General features: G+C 68.2%; 22 protein-coding genes and 1 pseudogene. 13 read left to right on the top strand and 10 right to left on the bottom strand.

The genetic code is table 11. The features are described from left to right. Nucleotides 1–54 precede the first annotated feature (54 nt). Nucleotides 55–1,380, top strand: a complete 1,326-nt coding sequence (locus ACN2C7_RS02375; protein WP_419319610.1) for a PQQ-dependent sugar dehydrogenase — start codon at nt 55–57, stop codon at nt 1,378–1,380. A 220-nt stretch (nt 1,381–1,600) separates the two neighbouring features. Here ACN2C7_RS02375 and ACN2C7_RS02370 read toward each other — a convergent pair whose 3' ends face one another. The 3 genes from ACN2C7_RS02370 to ACN2C7_RS02360 form a co-directional block, all read right to left on the bottom strand. Next, nucleotides 1,601–2,833, bottom strand: coding sequence for an argininosuccinate synthase (locus ACN2C7_RS02370; RefSeq protein WP_419319609.1), 1,233 nt, complete (start codon nt 2,831–2,833; stop codon nt 1,601–1,603). Between the two features lie 86 nt (nt 2,834–2,919). Then, on the bottom strand, nt 2,920–3,282 hold the full coding sequence (locus ACN2C7_RS02365) for a DUF1648 domain-containing protein (protein ID WP_419319608.1): 363 nt from the start codon (nt 3,280–3,282) through the stop codon (nt 2,920–2,922). Beyond that, the gene (locus tag ACN2C7_RS02360; RefSeq protein ID WP_419319607.1) at nt 3,282–5,258 is read right to left on the bottom strand and encodes a potassium transporter Kup; all 1,977 of its coding nucleotides are present in this window, start codon (nt 5,256–5,258) and stop codon (nt 3,282–3,284) included. The genes ACN2C7_RS02365 and ACN2C7_RS02360 overlap by 1 nt, the downstream gene beginning before the upstream one ends. A gap of 184 nt (nt 5,259–5,442) precedes the next feature. Between ACN2C7_RS02360 and ACN2C7_RS02355 the strand changes: the two genes are divergently transcribed. The 3 genes from ACN2C7_RS02355 (at nt 5,443) to ACN2C7_RS02345 (ending at nt 6,990) form a co-directional block, all read left to right on the top strand. After that, on the top strand, nt 5,443–5,865 hold the full coding sequence (locus ACN2C7_RS02355; RefSeq protein WP_419319606.1) for an Rrf2 family transcriptional regulator: 423 nt from the start codon (nt 5,443–5,445) through the stop codon (nt 5,863–5,865). Nucleotides 5,866–5,953: 88 nt separating this feature from the next. Next, nucleotides 5,954–6,754 carry an SDR family NAD(P)-dependent oxidoreductase gene (locus tag ACN2C7_RS02350; RefSeq protein WP_419319605.1) on the top strand — a complete coding sequence of 267 codons (801 nt, stop codon included), beginning with the start codon at nt 5,954–5,956 and terminating at the stop codon, nt 6,752–6,754. Further along, entirely contained in the window at nt 6,754–6,990 is a 237-nt protein-coding gene (locus ACN2C7_RS02345; RefSeq protein WP_419319604.1) for a hypothetical protein, read from the top strand. Before ACN2C7_RS02350 ends, ACN2C7_RS02345 begins: the two co-directional genes overlap by 1 nt. Nucleotides 6,991–7,275: 285 nt before the next feature. On the opposite strand, the gene ACN2C7_RS02340 is transcribed toward ACN2C7_RS02345, so the two are convergent. Then, the gene (locus tag ACN2C7_RS02340) at nt 7,276–7,971 is read right to left on the bottom strand and encodes a MarC family protein (RefSeq protein ID WP_419319603.1); all 696 of its coding nucleotides are present in this window, start codon (nt 7,969–7,971) and stop codon (nt 7,276–7,278) included. Nucleotides 7,972–8,059: 88 nt separating this feature from the next. Between ACN2C7_RS02340 and pyrF the strand changes: the two genes are divergently transcribed. Beyond that, nucleotides 8,060–8,761 carry an orotidine-5'-phosphate decarboxylase gene (gene pyrF, locus ACN2C7_RS02335; protein ID WP_419319602.1) on the top strand — a complete coding sequence of 234 codons (702 nt, stop codon included), beginning with the start codon at nt 8,060–8,062 and terminating at the stop codon, nt 8,759–8,761. A gap of 96 nt (nt 8,762–8,857) precedes the next feature. After that, nucleotides 8,858–10,061: pseudogene (locus ACN2C7_RS02330) on the top strand (IS481 family transposase). A gap of 125 nt (nt 10,062–10,186) precedes the next feature. Here ACN2C7_RS02330 and ggt read toward each other — a convergent pair. Both ggt and ACN2C7_RS02320 read right to left on the bottom strand, forming a co-directional pair. Then, nucleotides 10,187–11,884: a gamma-glutamyltransferase gene (gene ggt / locus ACN2C7_RS02325; RefSeq protein WP_419319601.1), complete on the bottom strand. Its 1,698-nt coding sequence runs from the start codon at nt 11,882–11,884 to the stop codon at nt 10,187–10,189. Nucleotides 11,885–12,189: 305 nt separating this feature from the next. Beyond that, a complete protein-coding gene (locus ACN2C7_RS02320; protein ID WP_419319600.1) occupies nt 12,190–12,405 on the bottom strand; it encodes a DUF1674 domain-containing protein in 216 nt (71 codons plus the stop codon). Nucleotides 12,406–12,484: 79 nt separating this feature from the next. Between ACN2C7_RS02320 and ACN2C7_RS02315 the strand changes: the two genes are divergently transcribed. The 7 genes from ACN2C7_RS02315 to ACN2C7_RS02285 all read left to right on the top strand — a co-directional run bounded on the left by ACN2C7_RS02315 (nt 12,485) and on the right by ACN2C7_RS02285 (nt 21,167). Beyond that, nucleotides 12,485–13,768, top strand: a complete 1,284-nt coding sequence (locus ACN2C7_RS02315; protein WP_419319599.1) for an RsmB/NOP family class I SAM-dependent RNA methyltransferase — start codon at nt 12,485–12,487, stop codon at nt 13,766–13,768. A gap of 61 nt (nt 13,769–13,829) precedes the next feature. Then, on the top strand, nt 13,830–14,492 hold the full coding sequence (gene rpe / locus ACN2C7_RS02310; RefSeq protein ID WP_419319597.1) for a ribulose-phosphate 3-epimerase: 663 nt from the start codon (nt 13,830–13,832) through the stop codon (nt 14,490–14,492). Nucleotides 14,493–14,500: 8 nt separating this feature from the next. Further along, nucleotides 14,501–16,222: a heparinase II/III family protein gene (locus tag ACN2C7_RS02305; protein WP_419319595.1), complete on the top strand. Its 1,722-nt coding sequence runs from the start codon at nt 14,501–14,503 to the stop codon at nt 16,220–16,222. A gap of 112 nt (nt 16,223–16,334) precedes the next feature. After that, on the top strand, nt 16,335–18,284 hold the full coding sequence (locus ACN2C7_RS02300) for a PAS domain-containing protein (protein WP_419319594.1): 1,950 nt from the start codon (nt 16,335–16,337) through the stop codon (nt 18,282–18,284). A 142-nt stretch (nt 18,285–18,426) separates the two neighbouring features. After that, a complete protein-coding gene (locus ACN2C7_RS02295; RefSeq protein ID WP_419319592.1) occupies nt 18,427–19,197 on the top strand; it encodes a sulfite exporter TauE/SafE family protein in 771 nt (256 codons plus the stop codon). Nucleotides 19,198–19,267: 70 nt separating this feature from the next. Then, the gene (trhA, locus tag ACN2C7_RS02290) at nt 19,268–19,927 is read left to right on the top strand and encodes a PAQR family membrane homeostasis protein TrhA (RefSeq protein WP_419319591.1); all 660 of its coding nucleotides are present in this window, start codon (nt 19,268–19,270) and stop codon (nt 19,925–19,927) included. 7 nt (nt 19,928–19,934) lie between these two features. Then, nucleotides 19,935–21,167 carry a patatin-like phospholipase family protein gene (locus ACN2C7_RS02285; protein ID WP_419319589.1) on the top strand — a complete coding sequence of 411 codons (1,233 nt, stop codon included), beginning with the start codon at nt 19,935–19,937 and terminating at the stop codon, nt 21,165–21,167. A 13-nt stretch (nt 21,168–21,180) separates the two neighbouring features. Here ACN2C7_RS02285 and ACN2C7_RS02280 read toward each other — a convergent pair whose 3' ends face one another. From ACN2C7_RS02280 to ACN2C7_RS02265, 4 genes are all read right to left on the bottom strand, one after another. Further along, nucleotides 21,181–21,501 (bottom strand): hypothetical protein, encoded by a 321-nt coding sequence (locus tag ACN2C7_RS02280; RefSeq protein WP_419319588.1) that lies wholly within the window; start codon nt 21,499–21,501, stop codon nt 21,181–21,183. Between the two features lie 72 nt (nt 21,502–21,573). Next, the gene (locus ACN2C7_RS02275) at nt 21,574–22,452 is read right to left on the bottom strand and encodes a lipid A-modifier LpxR family protein (protein WP_419319587.1); all 879 of its coding nucleotides are present in this window, start codon (nt 22,450–22,452) and stop codon (nt 21,574–21,576) included. A 309-nt stretch (nt 22,453–22,761) separates the two neighbouring features. After that, nucleotides 22,762–24,642 (bottom strand): ribonucleoside-diphosphate reductase subunit alpha, encoded by a 1,881-nt coding sequence (locus tag ACN2C7_RS02270; protein WP_419319586.1) that lies wholly within the window; start codon nt 24,640–24,642, stop codon nt 22,762–22,764. Between the two features lie 438 nt (nt 24,643–25,080). Then, complete coding sequence (locus tag ACN2C7_RS02265) at nt 25,081–26,292, bottom strand: outer membrane beta-barrel protein (protein WP_419319585.1); 1,212 nt, start codon at nt 26,290–26,292, stop codon at nt 25,081–25,083. Between the last annotated feature and the right edge of the window lie 231 nt (nt 26,293–26,523).

The raw sequence follows: 26,523 nt of genomic DNA, 5'->3' as shown, positions 1-26,523 counted from the left end.
TTACCGCCCCGCGTCCTCACCTAGGCTGACGTCTGGACTGTACCGGACGCTCTCATGAAACGCCTGACCGCGGCCCTTGCGCTGCTCGTGATGCTTGTCGCCGCGCCCGTGATGGCGGCGCCCTATGTCCTGCCGCCAGGCCAGACCTGTGACGGCTGGCCGAGGCTGCCGATCGAGATGGCGCCCGGGATGTGCGCCGGCCTTGTGGTCGCCCCGCCGCCGGGAACCAGCGGCCTGTCGAAGCGGGTCCTGCGCATGCCACGAACCCTGGTGCAACTGCCAGGCGGCGACTGGATCGTCACCGACCTGGGCGGCTGGGATCCGGGCAAGGGGTCGGTCTGGCGGCTGCGCGCCGAGGCGGGGCGACCTGCCGTTCTGACGCCGTTGCTCAAGGGCGTGACGATGCCCCATGGCCTGGGGATCGGCCCGGACGGCATGGTCTATGTCGGCGAGATGAGCCGCATTATCCGGATGAATCCCGGCGCGCCACTGCCGGCCAACACGGTCGAGGTGGTCGTCGCCGGCCTGCCGGACAACCGGCTGCACGACAACCGCCACCCCCTGTCCCACTTCATCTTCGACGCCAATGGCGACCTGCTGGTCAATGTCGGCGCACCGAGCGACCGCTGCCTGGTCAAGGGCAAGCCGGACGGAACGCCGCGCTGCGTCCAGAGCGAGGGGGCCGAGCCCCTGGCCGGCGTGCGGCGCTATCGTTACCTCGGCCAGGGGCGCTGGGCGGACACCTACACCATGGTCGCCCGCGGCCTGCGCAACAGCCTGGCGTTGGCGCGGACGCCGGCGGGCACGCTGCTGCAGGCCGAAAACAGCTACGACTTCGACCCGGCGACCGACCGGCCGTTCGACGAGCTGAACGTGCTGGTCGAGGGCGGTCACTACGGCTGGCCCTACTGCTACGACATGAAGACATCGACTCCCGGCTGGGGCGGGGCCACGAACTTCCGCTGCCGCTCGGCCGACCACGCCCGGCCGGCCCTTCTGCTGCCGCCCCATGCCGCGCCGCTGGGCATGCTGGTCTATCAGGGCGGGCTTCTGCCGCAGCTCCAAGACCGGCTGCTGGTCAGCTATCACGGCTATCGCGCGACCGGCGCCCGGGTCGTGGCGTTCGCCCTGGACGCCAAGGGGCTGCCGGTGGCGACGGCCGGGGCGCGGTACCCGGCCTATGGCGCTGGCGGCCTGGTATGGAAGCCCCATCCCGGTCCGGCGGCCGAGCCGCTGATCCTGACGCCGGGCTGGCAGGCCGTGGCGGGCAAACGGCCGATGGGCGCGCCGGTCGGGCTGGCGGTGGCCGCGGACGGGGCCGTCTGGGTGGCGGACGACCGGAACGGGACGGTGGTGCGGGTGTCGGTGGACCGGCCGTGACGGCTTCTTCAAATCCCTGGCTGCTACACCGACCGTCTCGGTGGAGTACGCGGGCCAGGTGACGGTGTTTCCGGGCCCCGGCGCGCCGCTGGTCGAACACTTTCACAGCTACTGCTCAAGCCTGGCCCGCCGCGCCGCCGCTGACGAGTAGGCCCAGGAACGAAAAAGGCGCCGCGAGCTGAGCTCGCGACGCCTTTCCATCGTCGATCTTTGGTTGACCTCAGCCCTTCGTGCGCTGATCCCGCTTGGCCAGCACGCGCAGGCGCAGGGCGTTGAGCTTGATGAAGCCGCCGGCGTCGCGGTGGTCGTAGGCGACCTTGCCTTCCTCGAACGTCACCAGATCCTGGTCGTACAGGCTGTAGGGGCTGGTGCGGCCGATGACGGTGACATTGCCCTTGTAGAGCTTCACGCGCACCTGACCGGTGACCTTCTGCTGGCTGTAGTCGATGGCCGCCTGCAGCATCTCGCGCTCGGGGGTGAACCAGAAGCCGTTGTACACCAACTCGGCGTACTTCGGCATCAGCTCGTCCTTCAGGTGCATGGCGCCGCGATCGAGCGTGATCGACTCGATGCCGCGGTGGGCGGCCAGCAGGATGGTGCCGCCGGGGGTCTCGTAGACGCCGCGCGACTTCATGCCGACGAAGCGGTTTTCCACCAGGTCCAGCCGGCCCACGCCATTGTCGCGGCCCAGTTCGTTGAGCTTGGTCAGCAGGGCGGCCGGCGACAGGGCCACGCCGTCGATGGCGACCGGGTCGCCCTTCTCGAAGTCCATCGTGAAGACGTGCGGCTTGTCGGGCGCATCCTCTGGCGCGATCGTGCGCATGTGGACGAATTCGGGGGCCTCGACCGCCGGATCTTCCAGCACCTTACCCTCGGACGAGGAGTGCAGCAGATTGGCGTCGACGCTGAACGGCGCTTCGCCGCGCTTGTCCTTGGTGATCTGGATCTGGTGTTGCTCGGCGAACTCCAGCAGGGCCTCGCGCGACTTGAAGTCCCACTCGCGCCAGGGCGCGATCACGGTGATGTCGGGCTCGAGGCCGTAATAGGCCAGCTCGAAGCGCACCTGGTCATTGCCCTTGCCGGTCGCGCCGTGGCTGACGGCGTCGGCGCCCATCTTGCGGGCGATCTCGATCTGCTTCTTGGCGATCAGCGGACGCGCGATCGAGGTGCCCAGCAGATACTGGCCTTCATAGACGGTGTTGGCGCGGAACATCGGGAAGACGTAGTCGCGCACGAACTCTTCGCGCACGTCCTCGATGAAGATGTTCTCAGGCTTGACGCCGGCGGCCAGGGCCTTGGCCCGCGCCGGCTCGATTTCCTCGCCCTGGCCGAGGTCGGCGGTGAAGGTAATGACCTCCGCGCCATATTCGGTCTGCAGCCACTTCAGAATGATCGAGGTGTCGAGGCCGCCCGAATAGGCGAGCACGACCTTCTTGACGGACTTGTCAGCCATGAGCGGGGGTCCTTCCGGAGAAACACAAAGTCGGGCGCGTTCAAGGGCGCCGGGGGCGACGGGTCAAGTCCTAATGGGGCCAGGCCCTAAAGCCGATCCTCGCCCTGCAGCGTGCGGATAACCGCGCGCAGGTGCGCCAGCTGGGCCATGGCCAGAATCGCGGCCAGAGAGGCGCGCACGCAAAGCAGCATTACCGCTTCCAGTCCCTGGGCGCGGAAGGTCGCCCCCGACAGGGTGAAAGCGAAGATGATCGCCATGGCCGCCGCCGGAATCCACAGCAGTCCCAGGGCCCTGGGGGCCCGCCAGGTGGGCTGGCCGTCGCGGCCCCAGTGCATGGGAATGGTCACATCCTTGGGGATGCGCTTCCAGGCCTGCAGGGCGGTCGAGGCGATGATGGCCAGGGCGGCGATCGACAGGCCATCACCGATGACGCGCAGCGCCGTACTCATCAGACCGTCACCTGCGCGCCCAGCTCGACCACGCGGCCCGGCGGGATCTTGAAGAAGTCGGTCGGGTTGGCGGCGTTACGCATCAGGAAGATGTACAGCCGGTCCTGCCACAGCGGCATGCCGCTGTTGGCCGACGGCACGATCGAGCGGCGGCCCAGGAAGAAGCTGGTGGCCATGATGTCGAACTTCAGCCCCTGCTTGCGGCACACGGCCAGGGCCTTGGGCAGGTTGGGGCTTTCCATGAAGCCATAGGTGATGACGACCTTCTTGAAGTCGTCATTGACCTTCTCGATCTTGACCCGGTCGTCGTCGGCGATGCGCGGCGTGTCGCCGGTGCGCACGGTCAGGATGACATTGCGCTCGTGCAGCACCTTGTTGTGCTTCAGGTTATGCATCAGGGCGACGGGCGTCATGTCCGGGTCGGAGGTCAGGAAGATCGCCGTGCCGGGGGCGCGGTGCGGGGCCCGAGCCCGGAGGATCTCCATCAGGTCGGCCAGGGGCACGCTGTCGCGGCGGGTCTTGGCGGTCAGGATCTGCGAGCCGCGCACCCAGGTGGCCATGATCAGGAACAGCACCGCGCCGATCAGCACCGGCAGCCAGCCGCCCGAGAAGAAGCGCAGGGCGTTGGCGGTCAGGAACACGACATCGAGGGTCAGGAAGGGCACCAGGAAGCACAGGGCCTGCGGCAGGCTCCACTTCCACAGGCGGCGCATGACGATGAAGGCCATGCAGGTGGTCACGATCATCGTGCCGGTCACGGCCAGGCCATAGGCGTGGGCCAGGGCTGACGAGGTCTGGAAGGTGAACATGATCGCCAGCACGCCAAACAGCAGCATGGTGTTCAGTTGCGGCACGAAGATCTGGCCCGACTGGGTTTCCGATGTGCGGCGCACGTCCAGACGCGGCAGCAGGCCCAGCTGGATGGCCTGCTGGGTCAAGGAGAAGGCGCCGGTGATCACGGCCTGGCTGGCGATGACGGTGGCCGCGCCGGCCAGCAGCACCAGCGGCAGGCGGAACACGGCCGGGGCCATTTCGAAGAACCAGTTCAGCTCCGGCATCGGCTGCCCTGCGGCCTCCGCGGCGTTCAGGGTGGTGAGGGCGAAGGCGCCCTGGCCCAGATAGTTCATGGTCAGGCAGGGCAGGACGAAGAACAGCCAGGCCGCCTGGATCGGCCAGCGGCCGAAATGGCCCATGTCGGCGGTCAGGGCCTCGACGCCGGTGACGGTCAGGAACACCGCGCCCAGAACGATGAAGCCGGTCAGGCCGTGCTCGGCCAGAAAGCCGACGGCGTAGTGCGGGCTGATAGCCATCAGCACGCCGGGGTTCTGGGCCAGATTGACCGCGCCCAGCAGGAACATCACGCCAAACCATACGGCGCAGACAGGTCCAAACAGCTTGCCCACCGAGGCGGTGCCGCGGCTCTGGATGAAGAACAGGCCCAGCAGCATGACCGTGGCGATCAGCAGCACCACCTGGTTGTTGACGCTGTTTTCCAGCGCCGGAATGGTTCTCAGGCCCTCGACCGCCGACAGCACCGACATGGCCGGGGTGATCAGGGCGTCGCCATAGAACAGGGCCGCGCCGGCAACGCCCAGGGCGAACACCAGCATGGTGCGCTTGCCCATGGCGTGCTGGGCCAGGGCCATCAGCGACAGAACCCCGCCCTCGCCCTTGTTGTCGGCCTTCATGATGAAGATGACATATTTGATCGTCACGACCAGGATCAGCGCCCAAAGGGCCAGCGACACCACGCCATAGATCTCGGACCGGGTGACGCCGTCATGGGCGGCCGCGTGCAGGGCTTCCTTGAAGGCGTACAGCGGACTGGTGCCGATATCGCCGAACACAATCCCGACCGAGCCCAGGGCGAGCGCAAAGAAACCATGGCCCTTCGCGTCGGGTCCGTGTTGGTGCGGAATGTCGGAAGGGACGGGCGCGCAATCCGGGGTCGGGTCGCTGGAGGCTTCGGAAGCCATTCAATGTCTCCGGACTTCCCCTCTCGCAAAATGCGAGCGGCGGGCCCATATCGATCAAGCGCGGCGCGATACACCCAATCTGATCCGGGTTCAATCGCGACGCTGCGTTGGCGCTAGCAGGCAAATCGGTCGGCGGCGAGTTTTTGATTGAACGCGCGCATATCGTCCTTAGGTTTCCGCAGAGATGTCCGACAGCCAAAAGTTTCCCGTGGCGGCTCACGCCCTCGCCTATCTGGCGCACAAGCAGGCGTTTTCGCCTGACCGTGCCGTCGCGAGCGTCGAGCTGGCCGCATCTGTGCCGACCAATCCCGTCGTCGTGCGGCGGGTGACCGCCATGCTGGGCAAGGCCGGTCTGATCGGGGCCCGGGCCGGGGCCAATGGCGGGGCGTGGCTGCTGCGGCCGCCCGAAGAGATCACGCTCGACCTGGTGCTGCGGGCCGTCAATGGCTGCGCCCACCTCGGCGTCGCCCCTCCGGGCGTCAAGGGCTGCCCGGTCGGCGAAAAGATCCCCGACGCCGTCCGCGCCGCGATCACCGCCGCAGACACCGCCGCCCACGACCGCCTGGCCCAGATCACCGTCGCGGACCTGCTGGCGGCGGCGCACTAGAACGTCCCGCCCCTTCGGTTCTCTTGAACCAAATCGGCTGCCGTGCTGGTCTCCAGCGTCGTTTCGCTTTCACATCGGATACCGCTCCATGGCCCGCCGCCTTGCTCTGATCACCGGCGCCTCAGCCGGCATCGGGGCCGCCTTCGCCCGCATCCTGGCCAGCCATGGCTATGACGTGGCCGTGACCGCGCGCCGCGCAGACCGCCTGGAAGCCCTGGCCGCCGAGATCCGCCTGCGCTTCGGCGTCGAGGCCTATGCCATCCCGGCCGACCTGGCCGACCCGGCCGGAGTCGACGCCGTGCTGGCCGGGGTCGAGGCCCAGGGCCGCGTCGTCGATGTGCTGGTCAACAATGCCGGCTATGGCCTGCCCGGAACCTACGCGACCACCAGCTGGGCCGACCAGGGCAAGTTCCTGCAGGTGATGCTGACCTCGGTCTGCGCGCTGACCCACAAGGTGCTGCCGGGCATGGTCGAGCGACGGTTCGGCCGCATCGTCAATGTCGCCTCGCTGGCCGGGCTCGTCCCGGGCGCGGCCAGCCACACCCTGTATGCGGCGACCAAGGGCTTCCTGGTCAAGTTCTCCCAGAGCCTGCACCTGGAGAACCTGTCGACCGGCGTGCATGTCAGCGCCCTGTGCCCGGGCTTCACCTATTCGGAATTCCACGACGTCAACGGCACCCGCGCCCAGGTCAGCCAGTCCCTGCCCGAGTGGCTGTGGCTGGGCGCCGACGAAGTGGCCGCCTCAGGCTACGAAGCCGTCGAGGCCAACCGCCCGGTCTGCGTGCCCGGCGCGCCCAACAAGACCATCGCGGCCATCGCCAAGATCCTGCCCGATGACTGGGCTTTGGCGTTGATGGCCAACCAGGGCAACCGCTTCAGGAAGGTTTGATGCTTCACGTCGCTTCGGATGGCAGCCATTGGCAGTTTGTCATTGGCAGCGACGTAAATCGGGACGGTCTGTACTTGGAAGTGCAAGATCCTGACGGAGGTTTCGCCTTCGAGATTTTCCGCTCAGATCGCGCCAAGACCACGACGTTTTCGGCATTTCAGGAAGACATACCTATCGAGATCGTTGAGGCCGCAGTGGCCTATGCGAGGCCGCGGTTCTGGACTTTCGAGGACTGATTGTAGCTAGCGTCTTCGTCACTCCCGTCCGCCGACTGGGCGCTGGCGGCCAAGCAGAGAAGCCGCGTCAGGAAGGTCTGGGCGGCTCCGCATTGATCAGAGCCTCACTTTTCCCAAACACTCACCGTCATTCCCGCCCTTGTGGCGGGAACCCCTGGTTCAGCTGACACGTGAGGCGCAAGCGAAGTGCGCGCGCACTTCGCCCCTCACGCACCTGCGGCGGACCGAGGGTTTCCCGCCACAAGGGCGGGAATGACGGCGCTTTTTGAGGCGAACGGATCCTGCCTATTTCGCTTCCGCGTAAGGCGCCTTGGCATCCTGCCGCACCAGACCGCGCGTGGCGTCGCCCACCCCGATCAGCACGAACTGCACCGCCAGGGCGCAGAGGATCAGGCCCAACACCCGCACCACGATGCTCATGCCGATCCGGCCCAGCATCCGGCTGATCAGGGGCGAGGCCCAGAAGGTCAGGACCGTCACCACGGAGACCGCTGCGATCACCCCGACCCCCAGGGCCATGCCCGCCGCGCCAAATTTCTTGGCCTCGGCCGCATAGATGATCACCGTCGAGATCGAGCCCGGCCCGATCAGCAGCGGCATGGCGAACGGCACGACCAGGCGCTCGAAGCTCTTGCGAGCATAGACCCGCGTCGACTGGCCCTCGATGCCCTCGGCCGCGTCGGCGAACATGGTGGTGAAGTCGTCGCGCACCATGTCCAGCCCCAGGATGAACAGGATGATCCCCCCCGCGATCCGGAAGGCCGGCATGGAGATGCCGAAGAAGGCCAGCAGGCCCACCCCGGTGAAATAGAAGAAGACCAGGAAGGCCACCATGAACAGGCCGATATAGACGGCCACCATCCGGCGGCCGGCCGCGGCCGCGCCCAGGGTGGCGGCGGCGAACAGCGGCACATTGCCGATCGGATCGATCAGGGCGAACAGGGCGACGAAGAAGTTGACGGCAAGTGTGGCCTCGGTCATTCGACGTCCTTACCTTTCAATGCGCCAGAAGCTTCGCCCTCGTTCCTAGGGCGGTCGGGCACGCGCGCCAACCCCCAGGGGCCTCTCCATGACCGCCGACCCGCGCCTGATCATCCCGCTGGACCTGCCCACCGTCGACGAGGCCCGCGCCATGGTCGAACGGCTGGGCGACGCAGTCAGCTTCTACAAGATCGGGCTGGAGCTGCTGGCGACCGGCGGCATGGGCCTGGCCGCCGAGCTCAAGAAGGACGGCAAGCAGGTCTTCCTCGACTGGAAACTGCACGATATCGGCGCCACCGTCGAGCGCTCGGCCCGGGTCCTGGCGCAAGCCGGCTGTGACCTGCTGACCGTCCATGCCGAACCGCAGGTGATGCGCTCGGCGGTGCTGGCGCGGGGCGATTCGGACCTGAAGATCCTGGCGGTCACCGTGCTGACCAGCCTGACCGACGCCGACCTCAGCGAGATGGGTTACGCGTTTGGGGCTAGGGACCTGGTCGAACGCCGCATCCGCCAGGCCATCGACTGCGGCGTCGACGGCGTGGTCTCCAGCCCGCACGAGGCGGCTCTGGCCCGCGAGATCGCCAATGAAGCCGGATGGCCCGACTTCCTGGTTGTGACCCCCGGCGTGCGTCCCGACTGGTCGGCCAAGAACGACCAGGCCCGGGCCGCCACTCCAGCCGACGCCCTGCGCGCCGGGGCCAGCCACCTGGTCTGCGGCCGCCCGATCACGGCGGCGGCCGATCCGCGCGCAGCGGCGCTGAAGGTGATCGCCGAGATGGCGGGGGTTTAGCTCCACCCCTCCCCCTTGTGTTCAGGCCGGGGACATCCGTGACAGGTGTTCGGAGACATCCGTGACACATTTTCCGATCTCGAAGGGAGGTCGGAGATGCCATTCACGGGAGTCTCTGCGATGGATTTCAAACGGGAGTTCGTGCGTCTGGCGCAGGCTGAAGGCGCCAATCGCCGGGAGCTTTGCCGGCGGTTTGGGATAAGCGCCAGCCTGGGTTACCGGCTGCTGTCGCGCTATGCGGCGCAGGGCGAGGCGGGTTTGACGGAGCGGTCGCGACGCCCACGCGGTTCGCCTCGGACGACGCCGGCTCCGATCGAGGCGGCGGCGCTGGCGGTGCGGGCCCAGCACCCGGCCTGGGGCGGGCGCAAGATCGCCGCCGTGCTGCGACGCCAGGGTCTGGAGGCGCCATCGCCCTCGACGGTGACCCAGATCCTGCGCCGCCATGGCGTGGCTCTGGGCGCATTCGGCGGCGGCCACGAGCCGTTCATCCGCTTCGAGCACCCCGCGCCAAACGACCTGTGGCAGATGGACTTCAAGGGCTACGTGCCGCTTGGCGCGGAGGGCGGGCGGCTTCACCCGCTGACCGTGCTGGACGACCATTCGCGCTTCTGCCTGGTGCTAGAGGCCTGCGCCAACCAGGAGCGCCAGACCGTAAAATCCAGCCTGATCAACGCCTTCCAGCGTTATGGCCTGCCCCGTCGCATCACCGCCGACAACGGCCCGCCCTGGGGCGCGGGCATGAGGGGGGACGGCGTGGGCCGGTCCTGGACCGCTCTGGGCGTGTGGCTGCTGGAGCAGGACATCGCTCTGGGCCACTCGCGACCCTACCACCCCCAGACCCAGGGCAAGGACGAGCGCTTCCATCGCACCCTCAAGGCCGAGGCCCTGTCAGGGCCGCCGTTCGCCAACCTGGAGGAGGCCGCCCGCCACCTGCGCGACTGGCGCACGGTCTACAACACCCAGCGCCCTCACGAGGCCCTGGGCCTGATCACGCCCATCGAACGCTATGCTCCAAGCCCCAGGCCCTATCGCGACGACATCGCGCCCTTCGCCTATGGCCCCGACGACCTGACGCGCAAGGTTCAGGACGGCCGCATCAGCTTCGAGGCCCGCCTCATCCGGGTCCCCAAGGCCTTCACAGGCAAGACCTTGGCCCTTCGTCCCACCAACATCGACGGCCGCTATGACCTGGTCTTCAGGTCCAAGACCATCTCCACCATCGACCTCAAAACGCCGATGTGATCATCCTCAACCTGTCACGGATGTCTCCGAACACCTGTCACGGATGTCCCCGGTCTGAACACCTTGATGGGGGAGGGGCAGGGGTGGGGGTGATGCGGCGGATGATCTCGAGCGCGGCGCTCTGCAGCCAGCTCAGCAGTCACCCCCATCCCCAGCCCTTCCCCCATCAAGGGGGAAGGGAGCCTACTTCACCACCAGCGCCACGCCGCGCGCCCGGGGATCGGCGACCGGAACCGGCGTCCCGTCCACCACCTGAATCGCCTCGATGTCGCCGTTGTAGTCCTGCATCTCGATCACATAGCCCCGCGCCGTCAGCGCCGCCTTGAGCGCATCCGGCGGCGGGGCGTAAGGCTCGAAGAAGATCGTGTTGTCGGGCAGCAGCTGGTGGTGGAACCGCTGGGCCTTCTGGGCGTCGGCCAGCGACAGGCCGTGATCATAGACATCGGCCAGCACCTGGAACACCGAGGTGAAGATCCGCGAGCCGCCCGGCGTGCCGATCACCATGGCCACCCTGCCGTCTTTCGTCAGGATGGTCGGGGTCATCGACGACAGCGGCCGCTTGCCCGGGGCGATGGCGTTGGCCGAGCCGCCCACCACCCCGAACATGTTGGGCGCGCCGGGCTTGGCCGAAAAATCGTCCATCTCGTCATTGAGCAGGAAGCCCGCCCCCTCGACCACCACGCCCGAGCCGAACCAGCCGTTCAGCGTATAGGTGTTGGAAACGGCGTTGCCCCAGCGGTCGACGATCGAGAAGTGGGTCGTCTGCGGCTTCTCCAGCCCCGGAACCACCGCCCTGGTCGGCGAAGGCCTGTCCGGATCGATCTGCGCGGCGCGGCGGGCCACATAGGCCGGGGCGATCAGGGCCGCGACCGGGACCGTCACGAAGTCCGGATCGCCCAGATATTCGGCCCGGTCGGCGAAGACCCGCTTTTCGATCTCCGAGACCAGATGGATGTATTGCGGGCTGTTCAGCGGCGCGTCCGCAAACAGCTTGGCCGCGTCCTGCTTCATCAGCAGCAGCTGCATCAGGGCGATGCCGCCCGAGCTGGGCGGCGGGGCGGTGATCACGCCATAGCCGCGCCAGTCGGCCTGCAGGGGCTGGCGCCATACGGCCTTGTAGCGGGCCAGGTCAGCCTTGGTGATCAGACCTTTGACCGGGCCGCGCGCCATCTGGGCGACGATCAGGTCGGCGGTCTGGCCCTCGTAGAAGCCCTTGTCGCCGCCCTTGGCGATGCGCTCCAAGGTGTCGGCCAGGGCCGGCTGGCGGAAAAGCTCGCCGGCCTTCAGGCCGCCGAAGTGCGCCTCGAAATTGGTGGCCACGAACGGCGCGCGGCTGCCGTCCAGGATGCCGATCAGCTGCGGCGTGACCAGGAAGCCGTCACGGGCATAGCGGATCGACGGCGCCAGAACCTTGGCCCAGGGCAGCCTGCCGAACCGCTTGTGGGCCATGGCCATGCCGCGCACCGTGCCGGGGGTGCCCGCCGACAGATTGCCATATTGGCTGAGCTCGGCCACCGGCTCGCCGTCCGCGCCCAGGAACATGTCGGCCTTCGCGGCGGCCGGGGCCGTCTCGCGGTAGTCGAGGAAATAGGGCTTGCCGTCGACCAGCAGGGTCATGAACCCGCCGCCGCCCAGGTTGCCGGCCTCGGGATAGGTCACCGCCAGGGCAAAGGCCGTGGCTACCGCCGCATCAACCGCGTTGCCGCCGACTTTCAGGACCTCTTCGGCCGCCAGCGCGCCGTAGCGATCCGGCGAGGCGACCGCGCCGGCAGTGAGGGTGACTTGCGGCTTGGCGGCCTTGGGACCGGCCATCGCCGGCTGGGCGATAAGCAGCAGGACGGCGGCGAGGCCCATCGAAACTCGGGCGAACAGACGCGACAAGATGGCGGCCTCCTGGGCGGAAAGCGCCGACGTTAGCCGATCCCGGCGGCGCTTGAAGCCTTGGCGACCAAAGACGCCGCGAATTTCGGCTGGGGCAGCACGGGATGGAGCACATCCCCACCATCAACCGTCATTCCCGCCCTTGTGGCGGGAACCTCTGTTTCAGCTGACACGTGAAGCGCTAGCGAAGTGCGCGCGCACTTCGCCCCTCCCGCACTTGCGGCGGCACGAGGGGTTCCCGCCACAAGGGCGGGAATGACGGTGCTTTTTCTGGTCGTGGCTTGTCCGTCGCCTTCGCCCGGCCCTCAGAAATCCACCGCCACTCCCTTGCGCTCCCAGTCGCCGAAGCGCGTCGGCTCGGGGCCGTCGCGGCCGCCCTGCTCGTCGGCCAGGACCACCGCTTGCGCGGCGGCGCGGCGGGCGGCGGCTTCTTCCAGGGCGCGCAAGGCGGCGGGGGCCAGTTCCTTGTCGGGCGCGGCCCCCAGGGCCTCTGGAATCAGGGTGTTTTCGATCTCGGACATGGCGGTTTCATAGCATGAAGCCTGCGCCAAATCATCCAAGGCCCTTGCGCTCCGCCGCGCCACAAGGCACGGCGGGTCGGTGAACCAAGAACTCAATGACGGCCTCCCCGCCCGGGAAGCCGCGCTTACCCTCATCGACGCGGCCCTGTCGCGTCGCGGCGGCATCGACGAAGCCGCGTCCGCCCACGGCTTCCGCTTCCTGGAGCCGCGTGAGCGCGCCTTCGCCCGCGCCCTGGCCATGGCCGCCCTGCGCCGCCTGGGGCCCATCGACCGCGCCCTGTCGGCCAAGCTGCAGAGGGAGCCGCCGCCGCGCGTGCGCAACCTGCTGCGCCTGGGCGTGGTGCAGGCCTTCTATCTGGAGGTGCCGGCCTTCGCCGCCGTCGCCACCACTGTTGAAATGGCCGGAATCAACAAGACCAGCCGGCCGTTCAAGGGCTTGGTCAACGCCGTGCTGCGCGGACTGCTGCGCGATGGTCCGCCGTCCGATGATCCTGAACACCTGGCGCCGCCTTGGCTGATCTCGCGCTGGAGCAGCGCCTGGGGTCCCGAGACCGCGCGTCTGGTCGCTTCGGAAATTGCCAACGAGCCGGCCACCGACCTGTCGCTGAAGGATCCCGCCCTGGCCGAATCGTGGGCTGAACGCCTCGAGGGCGAGGTGCTGCCCGGCGGAACCTTGCGCCTGGCGCGAAAAGGCGATGTCGCCGCCTGGCCGGGCTTCGAGGAAGGCGGATGGTGGGTGCAGGACGCCGCCGCCGCCATCCCCGCCCGCCTTTTGAACGTCAAGGCCGGCGAGACCGCTGTCGACCTGTGCGCCGCCCCCGGCGGCAAGAGCCTGCAACTGGCCGCCGCCGGCGCGATCGTCACCGCCGTCGACCGCTCGGCCGCCCGGCTGGAGCGCCTGACCGACAATTTCCGGCGCATGGCCCTGACCGCCGAGGTCGTGGTCGCCGACGCCGGGGCGTGGGACGACAGCCGCACCTTCGACGCCGTGCTGCTGGACGCGCCGTGCTCGGCCACCGGCACCTTCCGCCGCCATCCCGACGTGCTGTGGGCCGCCCGTCCCGGCGACGTGGCCAGCCTGGCCGCCGTCCAGGCCCGCCTGCTGGACGCCGCCGCCGACAAGACCAAGCCCGGCGGTCGCCTGGTCTATTGCGTCTGCTCGCTGGAACCCGAGGAGGGCGAGGCCCAGGTCGAGGCCTTCCTCGCTCGTCGGCCCGACATGCGCCTGGACCCCATCGCTTCGGGCGAAGCCGGCGCGCCGACCGCCAGCCTGACCGCGCGGGGCACGCTGCGCCTGTTGCCGCATCAGCTGGACGGCGGCCAGGACGGCTTTTTCGCGGCGCGATTCGTTCGGCAGGGCTAAGAGCGGCGGCGCGACAACGCGCTTGCTTGTCCCACGCCGCGACCCCGGTTAAGCCAAGGATATGACCGCCGCACCGCTCATCGCCCCGTCCATCCTCGCCTCCGATTTCGCCAAGCTGGGCGCGGAGGTCGCCGCCATCGAGGCGGCCGGCGCCGACTGGGTACATGTCGACGTGATGGACGGCCATTTCGTGCCCAACATCACCCTGGGTCCCGACATCGTCAAAGCGATCCGGCCGCACGCCAGCATCCCCTTCGACGTCCACCTGATGATCAGCCCGGCCGATCCATATCTGGAGGCGTTCCGCGCCGCCGGGGCGGATATCATCAGCATCCACCCCGAGGCCGGCCCGCACCTGCACCGCTCGCTGAAACGCATCCGCGAACTGGGGGCCAAGGCCGGGGTGGTGTTCAACCCCTCGACCTCGATCGACCATGTCGAGTGGATCCTCGAAGACGTCGACCTGCTGCTGGTGATGTCGGTCAATCCGGGCTTTGGCGGCCAGAGCTTCATTCCCGGCCAACTGCGCAAGGTGGAAGCCCTGCGCCGAATGGTCGACAAGGCCGGCCTCGACATCATCATCGAGGTCGACGGGGGCGTCACCCCGGCCACCGCCCCGCAGTGTGTCGCCGCCGGCGCCACGGCCCTGGTGGCCGGCTCGGCGGTGTTCAAGGGCGGTCCCGGCGCCTATGCCGACAATATCCGCGCGCTGAAAGGCGGCTGATCGCCCTGATGGTGGCCGAACGCTTCGCTCGCGGCTTAGCCAAACTCCCGGCGCTTCCGCGCGGCGGTGTGCTGACGCGGGCGATCGGCGCCAATATCAAGAGCCATGTCGAGCGCGAGTGGTTCGGCTCGCCGCCGCACCGGCTGCTGATCTCCCTGCCCCGGCCGCGCGGCCTGGCGGCCCATCCCCACGATCCCCGCACGGTCGATCCCGAACATGGCCGCAAGATCCTGGCCGGGGTCATGACCCTGTCGGGCGGCGCCCTGCGGCTGGGCGAAGTGGGCGATCCCTTCGACACCCCCAGCCCGACGCGCCGCTTCGCCTTGGCCCTGCACCGTTTTGACTGGCTGCCCGACCTGATCAGCGCGGGCGGGGCGCGCCGCGCCCTGGGCCTGCTGGATGACTGGCGCCGCGTGTTTGGGCGCTGGAACGCCTTTTCCTGGAGCGGCGAGTGCCTGGAGCGGCGGGTGTTCCACCTGGCCTGCGCCGCCCGCGCCATGGCCGCCGAAGGCTCCGACGCCGAGATCGCCGACCTGTCGATGGACCTGGCCCGCCAGGCCCGCCAGCTGTTCAAGGCCTCCGACGCTCCCGAACGGGCGCTGGAGCGGGCCGTGACCGCCACGATCGCCGGCTGCGTACTGTCCGACAAGCCCGGCGACCGCCTGATCGACCAGGGCCTGAAGATCATCGCCCACGAGATCGACCGCATCGTTCTGGGCGACGGCGGCCACGCAAGCCGCTCGCCAGAGGCGGGGCTGGAACTGCTGTTCGACCTGCTGACCCTGGACGACGCCCTGGGCCAGCGCGGGCGCCCCTCGCCCGAAGCGGTCACGCGCGCCATCGATCGCCTGGCCTCGGCGGCGCGGTTCTTCACCCTGGCCGACGGCCAGCTGGCGGCCTTCCACGGCGGCGAGGCCGTGGCCGGCGCCCGCATCGCCGCCGCCCTGGCCCATGACGACGCCGGCCCGCGCCCGCCGCACTCGGCCGTCCACAGCGGCTATGAGCGCATGCAGGGCGCCAGCATCCAGGTGATGGCCGACGCCGGGATCCCGGCCATCGGACCCCTGAGCCGCGCCGCCTGCGCCCAGCCCGCCGCCGTCGAGATCGTCTGCGGCAAGGACCGGCTGATCACCTCCTGCGGCTGGAGCCCCGAAGCCGGCGGCGCCCACGCCTTTCGCCTGTCCGACGCCGCCTCGACCCTGTCGGTGGGTGACGGCTCGGCCGGCCGGCCGCTGTCGGGCTTCCGCGCCCACGCCCTGGGCCCGTGGCTGGTCGACGGCGCCACGACCGTCGAGGTCAAGCGCCACGACGCCGACAACGGCGTCTGGCTGGATATCCAGCATGACGGCTGGAGGCGCCTTGGCCTGTCGCACGCCCGCCGCCTGTTCCTGGATATCGCCGCCGACGAGCTGCGCGGCGAGGACAGCCTGATTCCCCTGACGCCCGGCGACGCCCTGGGCCCGCGCCGCTACCTGCCCTTCACCGCCCGCTTCCACCTGCACCCCGACGCCCGCGCCTCGATCGCCCGCGACGGCAAGAGCGTGCTGATTCGCGGCCCATCCAATGTCGGCTGGTGGCTGAGGAACGACGCGGTCGACGTGGAGATCGCCGCCTCGGCCCACTTCGACCACGGCCAGGCGCGCAAGGCCGGCCAGATCGTGCTCAAGAGCCAGGTGCGGCCGGAAGTCGGGGCGAAGATCCGCTGGAAGCTGACCCGGGCCGAGGGATAGCACCCTCGCCACACGGGACAAATTGCCGCAGCCCCAGGGTTGGCGAACTGCGTTCAGCCGCTCTAAACCCTTGACGCTCAACGTAAACATCGTGCGCGCAATGTGAGGCTTCATGATCGCCAGTAACCTGGACCAGACCTCCACCGTGGAGGCCAGCTTACAGGCCGCGCTCGATGTCATGCCGGAAGGCTTCGTGGTCTTCGACGCCGAAGACCGCTGCGTGTTTTGGAACGCGCGCTATGCCCGCCTCTGGGCCAGGTGGGGCGTCACCCTGACGGCGGGGGCGCGCTTCGAGGACCTGCTGCGCGCGGGCCTGGCTGCCGGTCGCTACCCCGAGGCGGCCGCCGACAGCGAGGCCTGGCTGGTCGAACAGCTTGAGCGCCGCAAACTGGATCACGCCGACAATATCCTCGAAGAGTCCGGCGAGCATCTGCGGTTCGAAAACCGGCGCACGCCCGCCGGCGGTCTGGCCACCACTTGCATCAACATCACCGACCTGCGCCAGCGGGAGGCCGAGGCCCTGGCCGCCCAGGGCTTCCTCGACACCGTGATCGAGAACACGCCCGCCATGCTGTTCGTCAAGGACGGGGAAACGGGCCAGTTCCTGCTGGCCAACCGGGCCGCCGAACAGCAGCTTGGCGTGCCGCGCGCCGACCTTCTGGGCAAGAGCGACCAGGACTTCTTCCCCAAGGAACAGGCCGACTATTTCGCCGCCATCGACCGGCAGGTCATCGCGAGCGGCAAGCTGGTCACCATCGACGAAGAGCCGCTCGACACGCCGCACAATGGCCGCCGCTGGCTGCAGACCCGCAAGATCGCCATTCCAGGGGCGGATGGCCGCCACCACCTGCTGGTGATCTGCGAGGACATCACCGAACGCAAGGCCGGCGCTGCGGCCCTGGCCGAGGCGCTGCAGAAGGCCGAGGCCGGCAGCATCGCCAAGAGCGAGTTCCTGGCCAATATGAGCCACGAGATCCGTACGCCCCTGAACGGCGTGGTCGGCATGGCCGAGGTGCTCAGCCGCACCGCCCTGGACGAGGCCCAGCGCGGAATGATGGAGGTCATCCTCAACTCCGGGCGCACGCTGAACATCCTGCTCAGCGATATACTGGACCTGTCAAAGATCGAGGCGGGCGGCCTTGAGCTCTCGGAGGAACCGCTGAACCTGCGCGAGGCGATCACCGCTGCAGTCGCCGTGTTCAGGGCCGTGGCGGAGGACAAGGGCCTGAACTTCCAGCTGACCTTTGCCGACGGTTTCCGCGATCACGTCGTGGGCGACGCCCTGCGGGTTCGCCAGGTGATCGCCAACCTGACCAGCAACGCCGTCAAGTTCACCAGCGCGGGCGCGGTGAAGGTCCTGGCGCACACCCAGGTCCGGGCCGGGGGGCAGATCGACCTGACGGTCTGCGTCGAGGACACCGGCGAGGGCTTCGACGCCGCGACCGGCGACCGCCTGTTCGAGCGCTTCCAGCAGGCTGACGGCTCGGTGACCCGCAAGGTCGGCGGCACGGGGTTGGGCCTGCCGATCGCCCGGCGCCTGGCGCGGTTGATGGGCGGCGACATCGCCTGCGCCGCCCAGCCCGGCATCGGCGCCAGCTTCACCTTCCAGGCCGTGGTCTCAGCGGGTCACGCCAGGGACATCTCGCCCATGGCGGCTGCCTCGACCGAATGGACGCAGGACCGCCGCCTGCGGGTTCTGCTGGCCGAGGACCACCCCACCAACCAGAAGGTGATCGTCATGATGCTGGCCGACGCGGCCGACGTCACGGTCGCCGTCGATGGCCGGGCCGCCATCGAGGCCTTCGATCGCGAGGCCTATGACGTGGTGCTGATGGACACCCAGATGCCGGTTCTGGACGGCCTGGCCGCCATCACCCAGATCCGCGCCCGGGAACGCGCGCGCAACGTCAAACGCACGCCGATCATCTCCCTGACCGCCAACGCCATGCCGCATCAGGTCAAGGCCTGCCTGGACGCCGGCGCCGATCTGCATCTGGCCAAGCCGATCAGCATCCAGGGCCTGTTCACCGGCCTCGCCACCGCCATGGAGACGGCCTCCTAGATCGCGGCGTGGCGGGTCAGGCGAAACACCGCCTCGACCGCCGGATCCACCGCCCACCCTCTGCGCCCGTCGCAGGGCAAGAGCGCCGCAGGCGCGGAGCGGCCAGTGGCCCGGCCGGACTCCAGCTGCTAAGGCAAAATCCATGCTGACCGATCCGTTCTTTTACGCTGTCGCCATCCCGGCCGTGATCCTGCTGGGCCTGGCCAAGGGCGGGTTTGCGGGGATCGGGGTGGTGGCCACGCCGCTGCTGGCCCTGGCCATCTCTCCGGTGCTGGCCGCGGCCATCCTGCTGCCGATCCTGATCGTGCAGGACGTCGTCAGCGTCTGGGCGTTCCGCAAGACCTGGGACAGCGGCCTGCTGAAGCTGATGCTGCCGGCCGCCGCTGTCGGCATCTTTCTGGGCTGGGCGCTGGCGGCCTTCGTCTCGCCGGCGGCGGTCGAGCTGGCTGTGGGGCTGATCTCGATCGTTTTCGCCCTGCAGCGGCTGTGGGCCGAGCGGGCGGTCAAGGTCGCCGCGCAGGTGGCCGCCACAGCGGGCCGGCCGTGGCTGGGGGCCCTGTGCGGCCTGACGGCGGGCTTCACCAGCCAGATCGCCCATGCCGGCGGGCCGCCGTTCCAGATCTATGTTCTGCCGCGCCGCCTGCCGCGCGACGCCTTCATCGGCACCAGCGCCATCTTCTTCGCCGTGGTCAACTGGATGAAGGTTCCGGCCTATATCGCCCTGGGCCAGCTCACGCCCAAGGTGCTGGCCACCGCCGGCGTGCTGCTGCCGCTGGCCATCGCCTCGACCTGGGCCGGGGTGTGGCTGGTGCGGCGGGTGCCTGCGGAGGGTTTCTATCGCGTGATCTATGTCCTTTTGGTCGCGGTCGGCGGAAAGCTGGTCTTCGATGGAGCCTCCGCTCTGCTTTCCTGACGACCGCCCGCCCTATCGGCGCCATGATGATCGTCGTTCATACGTCACTCGCTGCGGTTAGACTGGGACCATGACCGACATCACCACCCACTATCCGACCGCCGGCGCCAAATGTGCGGACCTGATTGTCCATCTGGCCGGCCTGGCCTGCGCCCTGCTGGGCGGCGGCATCCTGCTGGGCCTGGCCTTCGGCATAGGCGACCTGAAACAGGTGGCGGCGGTGTCGATCTATACGGTCGGCCTGATCCTGATGCTGTCGCTGTCGACGGCCTACAACTTCGCCAAGGCACGCTGGCGGCCCTTGCTGCGGCGTTTCGACCATGCCGGCATCTTCGTGATGATCGCCGCCTCCTACACCCCCTTCACCACCCAGAACCTGACCGGCTGGTGGGCGATCGGCATGACCACGGCGGTGTGGACCGTCGCCACGGTCGGCGTGCTGGCCAAGCTGCTGCTGCCGGGCCTGGACAAGCGCTTCTGGGTCGGCCTGTACCTGGCCCTGGGCTGGCTGGTGCTGGTGGCCATCAAGCCGATGATCGACGGCCTGTCCTGGCCGGCCCTGCTGCTGCTGGCCATCGGCGGCATCGTCTATTCGACCGGCACGATCTTCTATCTGATGCGCCGTCTGAAGTTTCGCCGCGCCATCTGGCATGGCCATGTCGTCGGCGGGGCCGGACTGCACTATGCCGCCGTGCTGGTCGGCGTGGTTCTGACCGGCTCGCACGCGTGAGGCCGGCTTGAGTCGGAGGCCGGAGACCAAGACCACCGTACAGAGCCTGTTTGCCGACTGGTGGACGGGCGACCCCCTGCGGGGCAAGCGCCTGGCGACCCCGCCGGCCGACCAACTGGCCGAGATCGTCGATTTTCCCGGCGTGCGTCTGACAGCCGATCAGGCCGACCAGGCCCTGAACGCCGTCGCCGACCGCCTGACCCCGACCCGCTCACTGCTGGGGCGCGCCGACTTCAACATCCTGGCCCTGTCGGGCGGCGCCTCCGGCGGCGCCTATGGGGCGGGCGTGCTGACAGGCCTGTCCAAGGCCGGCGCGCGACCCGAATTCGCCATTGTCACCGGGGTCAGCACCGGAGCCCTGATCGCGCCCCTGGCCTTTCTGGGCTCGGCCTGGGACGAGCGCCTGACCGACTCCTATGTCGGCGGGTACGCGGCCGATCTGCTCAGCATCAAAGGCTTCGCCGGCGGCCTGGGAGCTGGCCTGTTCAAGGGCGAGGGCCTGGAGGCGCTGGTCTGGCCGTTCATCGACGAGGTGGTGGTCGAGGCCGTGGCCCGCGAGCACGCCCGGGGCCGTCGCCTGCTGATCGCCACCACCAATCTCGACAACCAGAAGGCCGTCATCTGGGACATGGGCGCGATCGCCAGCCGCGGCGGCGAGGCCGCCCTGCAGCTGTTTCGCGACGTCATGCTGGCCTCGGCCTCGGTGCCGGGCCTGTTCCCGGCCAAGCTGTTCACGGTCGAGGCGGGCGGCGAGCGCTATCAGGAAATGCATGTCGATGGCGGTGTCGCCGCGCCGCTGTTCCTGATGCCCGACGCCCTGCTCCATTGGCGCAGCCTGGGCCAGCGCCTGAGGCGCGGCAGGGTCTATGTGATCGTCAACACGGTGCTGGACCCATCGCCGCGCTCGACCCCGGCCGGGGTGGCTTCGATCATGGTGCGCGGCTTCGAGACCATGCTGCGGTTTTCCTACCGGCAGGCGCTCAGCCTGGCCGCCGGTTTCTGCGCGCGCCACAATCTGCCGCTCAGCGTGGCCTCGATCCCGTCGAGCTTCGACAATCTGAACATGCTGAAATTCGACACCGCGACCATGCGCGCCATCTTCGATGAGGCCGAGCGCCTGGCCATGGCCGGCAGCGTCTGGGCCAGCCCCTCACCCGAGCCCACCGGCTGGCGGGGCCTGTTCCGGCGTCAGCCCGCCCGGGCCGACATCGACCCCGGTCCGACCGACGTTCTGGAATAACCGAACCGGCGGCTCAGGCCTTTTTCAGATGGCGGGCGCGCAGCTTGTCCACATTGGGCGGATCGCTGCGGAAGTCGGACGCCAGGCCCAGGCGGGCATTGCACGACGGGCAGCGGACGGAGTCTTCGTCGGCGAGGTCGGGCGAGGGATCAAAACGGGCGCCGCACGGCTTGCATTTCCAGTCGCCCACGGCCGGAGGCGGCGGGGGTGGGGGTTCGGGCACGACCGGGCGCGCCGGGCGGACGATGCGCTCCAGCGGTTTTGGGCCTCCGGGCGCGGCGACGCCGCTCTTGAGGCTCAGGATCTTGCGGCGCGGGGGCTCGCTGTCGGTCATGTCGTCAGACGGTTCGTGGACGGGATCGGCGCTAGCTGCATGATCGCGGCCCGAAACTCAAGCGCAGAGGCCCTACCAGTGCGGTTTCAGGCTGAAAGACAGGGCCACCATCGAGTCCTTCTGGGTGGCCATGCCCATGATGACGTCCTTGGCCTTCATCTCGCGACGAATGTAGCCGACCGACGCCTGCATCGGGCCCTTGCGCCAGGCCACACCGGCCTGGGCGTCGCCGATCAGCTTGCTGTTGACGTCCGAGCTCATGCCGGCCCGGCTCCAGTCGCCGTTCTGGCCGCGCAGCATGTTCAGGCCCACGGCCCGGCCGCTGGCGGCGGCGAACACATACCAGCGCCCGCGTGGGCCAAAGGCCTCGTTACCGTCGCGCAGACCCAGGGAGTCGCTGACCCGGTCCTCGACATTCTTGCCCAGGCGCACCGTGGCGCCGGCCTCGGCCGAACCGCCCGCGTCGCCAAAGCCGAAGCCGGCATGGGGCGAGAAATCCAGGGCGTACTTGCCGGCCGCCAGCTTGACGGCCGAGGGCCAGCCGCGCGTCAGGGTCACGTCGATGTTTTCAGCGTCGAAGGCCTGGGCGTCGGGGCGGACCAGGCTCAGGGGCGCGATAGCGGCGTTGCGGGCCACAGCGGCGACCGAGACGCGCACCGAGTCCACTGCGCCGCCGTCCGTCTGGCCGACCACAAAAGCGTTCGAGCGCCAGCTCACCGGCCCTCGGCCGTCATAATAGCGGTCGGCGTCCAGCAGGCGCACATCCCCGAAGGTCGCGGCGGGCGAGAGCGCGAACTGCCCCTCGACGCGGGCCTGGTGCGACTCGACCTCGCGCGGCGCGAAGCCAACGGCGGCCGTGTCGGTCGGCTGGACATCCTTGAGGCTCAGCTTCAGGGGCTCGGCCGTCGGCGCGTTCAGCTGGAAACCGAGGGCGGCCCTGTCGGACGCCAAGACCGTCTTTGAGGGCTTGGATGGAGGGGCCTTGGAGGCCTTCGGCGCGGCGAGGGCTGCGGATAAGGGCGACCCCGTCATGACCAGGGTCATGACCGTCAGGCAGAGCGCGGAACGTCCCGTTTCCCTGATCCGCACGGCGGATTCCCCAATCCCAATTGACGTGAGCCTATCCCGTAATTCGCGACTGTCCAGCGTGACGAAAGCCCGCAGGGTTAACAGCGTGACCCCCAAAGGGTTCCCAAAACGCAAACGGCGGCGAGGGTTTTGCCCTCGCCGCCGCTTAACCATCTTGCAGATTTATCCCGCCTATTGGCAGGCGAGGCATTCCTCGTAGTCCGTCTTCTCGGCGATATCGAAACCGCCGGTCGGTTCGACCGCGAATTCGGAACCGGCATAGGAGGCGCGCTGCACCGACTTGGAGCGCAGATAGTACAGCGACTTCACGCCGCGCTCCCAGGCCTGCCAGTGCAGCATGTGCAGGTCCCACTTGTCGACATCGCCCGGCAGGAAGATGTTGACCGACTGGCTCTGGCAGATTTCCGGCGTGCGATCGGCGGCCAGTTCGACCACCCAGCGCTGATCCAGTTCAAAGGCGGTCTTGTAGACGTCCTTGTCGTCCTGGCTCAGGAAGTCCAGGTGCTGGACCGAGCCCTCGTTCTCCAGGATCGTGCCCCACACCGCGTCGGTGTTGTGGCCCTTCTCGTCGAGCAGCTTTTCCAGATAGGGGTTCTTGACCGCGAACGAGCCCGACAGGGTCTTGTGCGTGTAGATATTGGCCGGGATCGGCTCGATACCCGCCGAGGTGCCGCCGCAGATGATCGAGATCGAGGCGGTCGGGGCGATGGCCAGCTTGTGCGAGAAACGCTCCATCGAGCCACGATCGGCGGCGTCGGGGCACGGGCCCTTCTCCTGGCCGATGGTGATCGACGCCTTGTCGGCCTCGCGGCGCAGGTGCTTGAACATCCGCATGTTCCAGCTCTTGGCCAGGGCGCTTTCGAACGGCACGTTCTGGCTCTGCAGGAAGCTGTGGAAGCCCATCAGGCCCAGGCCCACCGAACGCTCGCGCATGGCGGCGTAGGCGGCGGTGGCGGCGGCGTCCGGCGCGCGGTCGATGAAGTCCTGCAGGACATTGTCGAGGAAGCGCATGATGTCCTCGATGAACATCGGCTGGTCGCGCCACTCCATGAAGGTCTCGGCATTGACCGACGACAGGCAGCAGACGGCCGTGCGGTCATTGCCCAGGTGGTCGACGCCGGTGTGCAGCATGATCTCGCTGCACAGGTTGGACTGCCGCACGCTCAGGCCCAGCTCGCGCTGGTGCTGCGGCATGGCCCGGTTCACGGTGTCGGAGAAGATCAGATAGGGCTCGCCGGTCTGCAGGCGCAGCTCCAGAACCTTCTGCCACAGAGAGCGGGCGTCGACCTCGCGCAGCACTTCATTGGTCTTGGGAGAGCGCAGGCCAAACTTCAGGCCGTCGCGGACGGCGTGCATGAACTCGTCGCTGATCGAGATGCCGTGGTGCAGGTTCAGGGACTTGCGGTTGAAGTCGCCCGACGCCTTGCGGATTTCCAGGAACTCTTCGATTTCCGGGTGGTGGATGTCCAGATAGACGGCCGCCGAGCCGCGACGCAGCGAGCCCTGGCTGATCGCCAGGGTCAGGCTGTCCATCACGCGAATGAAGGGGATGATGCCGCTGGTCTGGCCCTGGCCCTTGACCTTCTCGCCGATCGACCGGACGCCGCCCCAATAGGTGCCGATGCCGCCGCCATTGGCCGCCAGCCAGACGTTCTCGTTCCAGACGCTGAGGATACCGTCCAGGCTGTCGGAGACCGAGTTCAGGAAGCAGCTGATCGGCAGGCCGCGCTCGGCGCCGCCATTGCTGAGCACCGGGGTCGAGGGCATGAACCACAGCTGGCTCATATAGTCATAGACGCGCTGGGCGTGGTCGGCGTCGTCAGCGAAAGCCGTCGACACGCGGGCGAACATGTCCTGATAGGATTCGCCCGGCAGCAGATAGCGGTCTTCCAGGGTGGTCTTGCCGAAATCGGTCAGCAGGGCGTCGCGCGAGCGATCGACCTGAACCTTGCGTACCAGCGCCAATTTCGGACGCTCGGAAACCCGCATGCCCTCGGTGCGACCCTGGGGGAGCGCAGTCATCTTCGCCGCTTCACTGCCGTTCATGACCAAAATCCATAATCAATCAGCGTGTTCCGGAGAAGGAAACGCCCCGCCCAGCCGCTACATCTTGTGGCCGAGGAGCCCCCTCAGCCCACATATGGGGCCACAGTGGCTAATGACTCGTCAACGCCCCGGCGGCGAGTTTTTCGTTAACAAGCTGTGAACGGCTCCAACTTAGCGGGCAGGATCAAGGGGTTGCCAGCGCCAACTTTTTTCAGCTGCGACAGACGGTCACAAGTCGGGTCAAGCGATCCGCCCCCGGACTTCGACATCCGCCCACAGCTTGGCCCACAGGCGCCTTTAGGTGATCACGCGCGCGGCCCTGAGGGCGGTCGGCAGGGCCTGACCCGCCCGCACCCGCCGCAGCCCAGCTGGAGGGCGTACAGCGCAAAAGAAAAGGGCCCGGCGTCGCCGCCAGGCCCTTCCCAGATCAAGTTGATCTAGATCTTAGAAGTTGATCGAGATCGTGGAACGGCGGTTCAGCGGTTCCTTCACACCATCGCCGGTGGCGACGGCGGGGGCGCTTTCGCCCTTCCAGTCGACGGCCAGGGTGTCCTGGACGACGCCCAGACCAACCAGAGCGTCAGCAACGGCCTTTGCACGACGCTCCGACAGGCGGGCGTTGTACTTCGGCGAACCCGAGGTGTCGGTGTGACCGACGACCACCAGCTTCGTCGCCTTGCCGGCGTTGGCGTAGTTCGCAGCTTCCGAAACCACCGACTGGGCTTCCGGCGTCAGCACGTACTGATCGAACGGGAAGTAGACGATGAACTCGCGAGCCTCATATGCCGGCGGAGGCGGCGGGGGAGGCGGCGGGGGCGGAGGCGGGGGCGGCGGGGGGGGAGGCGGCGGCGGGGGCGGCGGGGGCGGCGGGGCCGGCGGGGCGGCGAAGGAGTAGCGGAGACCGACGGTCACCGATTGGTCCTTGTACTGGCCACCGAAAGTGCCCGGCTGCAGAGCGCCTGCGGAACCCGTCGACAGCCACTCAGTGTCGTAGCCGGCGAGATAACGATAGGTGACGTCGATCTTCAGCTTGTCGGTTGCCTTGATCGAGGCGCCGGCCAGAGCTTGCCAGGCGATCGACGTGTCGTCGTCGTCAACGCTGAGGTTCTGGATGGCCGGGTTGCTGGCCGAGATCGGGGCCTGAACGCCGCTGAACTGGCCCAGGGCCTTCACGTCAACGCGATTGAGGCCGAGGCCAGCGCCGACGAAGGGGTTGATCCAGGCGTCCGGGGCGAAGTCGTACAGGACGTTCGCCATCAGGGTCCAGGAGTCGATCGAGCCGTCCGGCGAGCCGCACGTCGGAGCGGCCGCAGTGCGGATCACGCCGGGGGTGCAGAGGCCACGGGGCTGCTGGCGAACGGCGTTGCCGCGAACCGAGGTCAGATCGCCGGGGCGATAGCCGCCTTCGAGTTCAGCGCGCCAGTTCGGGGTGAACTGGTAGCCGAGACGAACGAAGCCGGTCCAATCCTTATCGGCGGCCCACTGCCAGTGATAGTTGGCGTTGTCCGGAGCCCGCAGGCTGGACTCGGTGCCGATGGCGGTCGGGAAGTGGTAGCCCAGATCGACCGCGCCGTACCAGCCGGTCTCTTGAGCGGAGACGCTCGACGCGGCGCAAACCGCAGCCAGAGCGACTCCCGCCAGGAGTTTGAATTTCATATCAAGAGCCCTCTATTGCCCTGCTCCGGCCGAAAACGACCGAGCATCGTTATACCAAGGCGAACGTCCCGGGAAAGTGTCAGCAAAGCCACACTCGTCAGGTTTCGCTGACCTGGATATGCGCTCCAGGAAGCCAAACAAGACCGCCCCACAAAATCAACTTCCGAGCGTATAGGCCGAAATCTTCCGCTGGGAGCGCCAGTCTGTTGGTTCGCACGTGAAACCGGGTCG

Source organism: Caulobacter sp. ErkDOM-E, assembly GCF_048541895.1.
GTDB lineage: Bacteria > Pseudomonadota > Alphaproteobacteria > Caulobacterales > Caulobacteraceae > Caulobacter.
The sequence above is the reverse complement of the archived record's forward strand: the minus strand, read 5'-3'. Positions and strand labels throughout refer to the sequence as shown.

Excerpts from the sequence above, each read along its gene's own strand:
- pyrF (WP_419319602.1), top strand. The coding sequence starts at position 8,060 with ATGACCGCCGACCCGCGCCTGATCATCCCGCTGGACCTGCCCACCGTC.
- ACN2C7_RS02350 (WP_419319605.1), top strand. The coding sequence starts at position 5,954 with ATGGCCCGCCGCCTTGCTCTGATCACCGGCGCCTCAGCCGGCATCGGG.
- ACN2C7_RS02365 (WP_419319608.1), bottom strand. The coding sequence starts at position 3,282 with ATGAGTACGGCGCTGCGCGTCATCGGTGATGGCCTGTCGATCGCCGCC.
- ACN2C7_RS02295 (WP_419319592.1), top strand. The coding sequence starts at position 18,427 with ATGCTGACCGATCCGTTCTTTTACGCTGTCGCCATCCCGGCCGTGATC.
- ACN2C7_RS02375 (WP_419319610.1), top strand. The coding sequence starts at position 55 with ATGAAACGCCTGACCGCGGCCCTTGCGCTGCTCGTGATGCTTGTCGCC.
- ACN2C7_RS02340 (WP_419319603.1), bottom strand. The coding sequence starts at position 7,971 with ATGACCGAGGCCACACTTGCCGTCAACTTCTTCGTCGCCCTGTTCGCC.
- ACN2C7_RS02360 (WP_419319607.1), bottom strand. The coding sequence starts at position 5,258 with ATGGCTTCCGAAGCCTCCAGCGACCCGACCCCGGATTGCGCGCCCGTC.
- ACN2C7_RS02345 (WP_419319604.1), top strand. The coding sequence starts at position 6,754 with ATGCTTCACGTCGCTTCGGATGGCAGCCATTGGCAGTTTGTCATTGGC.
- ACN2C7_RS02300 (WP_419319594.1), top strand. The coding sequence starts at position 16,335 with ATGATCGCCAGTAACCTGGACCAGACCTCCACCGTGGAGGCCAGCTTA.
- ACN2C7_RS02280 (WP_419319588.1), bottom strand. The coding sequence starts at position 21,501 with ATGACCGACAGCGAGCCCCCGCGCCGCAAGATCCTGAGCCTCAAGAGC.
- ACN2C7_RS02370 (WP_419319609.1), bottom strand. The coding sequence starts at position 2,833 with ATGGCTGACAAGTCCGTCAAGAAGGTCGTGCTCGCCTATTCGGGCGGC.
- ACN2C7_RS02305 (WP_419319595.1), top strand. The coding sequence starts at position 14,501 with ATGGTGGCCGAACGCTTCGCTCGCGGCTTAGCCAAACTCCCGGCGCTT.
- ACN2C7_RS02320 (WP_419319600.1), bottom strand. The coding sequence starts at position 12,405 with ATGTCCGAGATCGAAAACACCCTGATTCCAGAGGCCCTGGGGGCCGCG.
- rpe (WP_419319597.1), top strand. The coding sequence starts at position 13,830 with ATGACCGCCGCACCGCTCATCGCCCCGTCCATCCTCGCCTCCGATTTC.
- ACN2C7_RS02355 (WP_419319606.1), top strand. The coding sequence starts at position 5,443 with ATGTCCGACAGCCAAAAGTTTCCCGTGGCGGCTCACGCCCTCGCCTAT.
- ACN2C7_RS02265 (WP_419319585.1), bottom strand. The coding sequence starts at position 26,292 with ATGAAATTCAAACTCCTGGCGGGAGTCGCTCTGGCTGCGGTTTGCGCC.
- trhA (WP_419319591.1), top strand. The coding sequence starts at position 19,268 with ATGACCGACATCACCACCCACTATCCGACCGCCGGCGCCAAATGTGCG.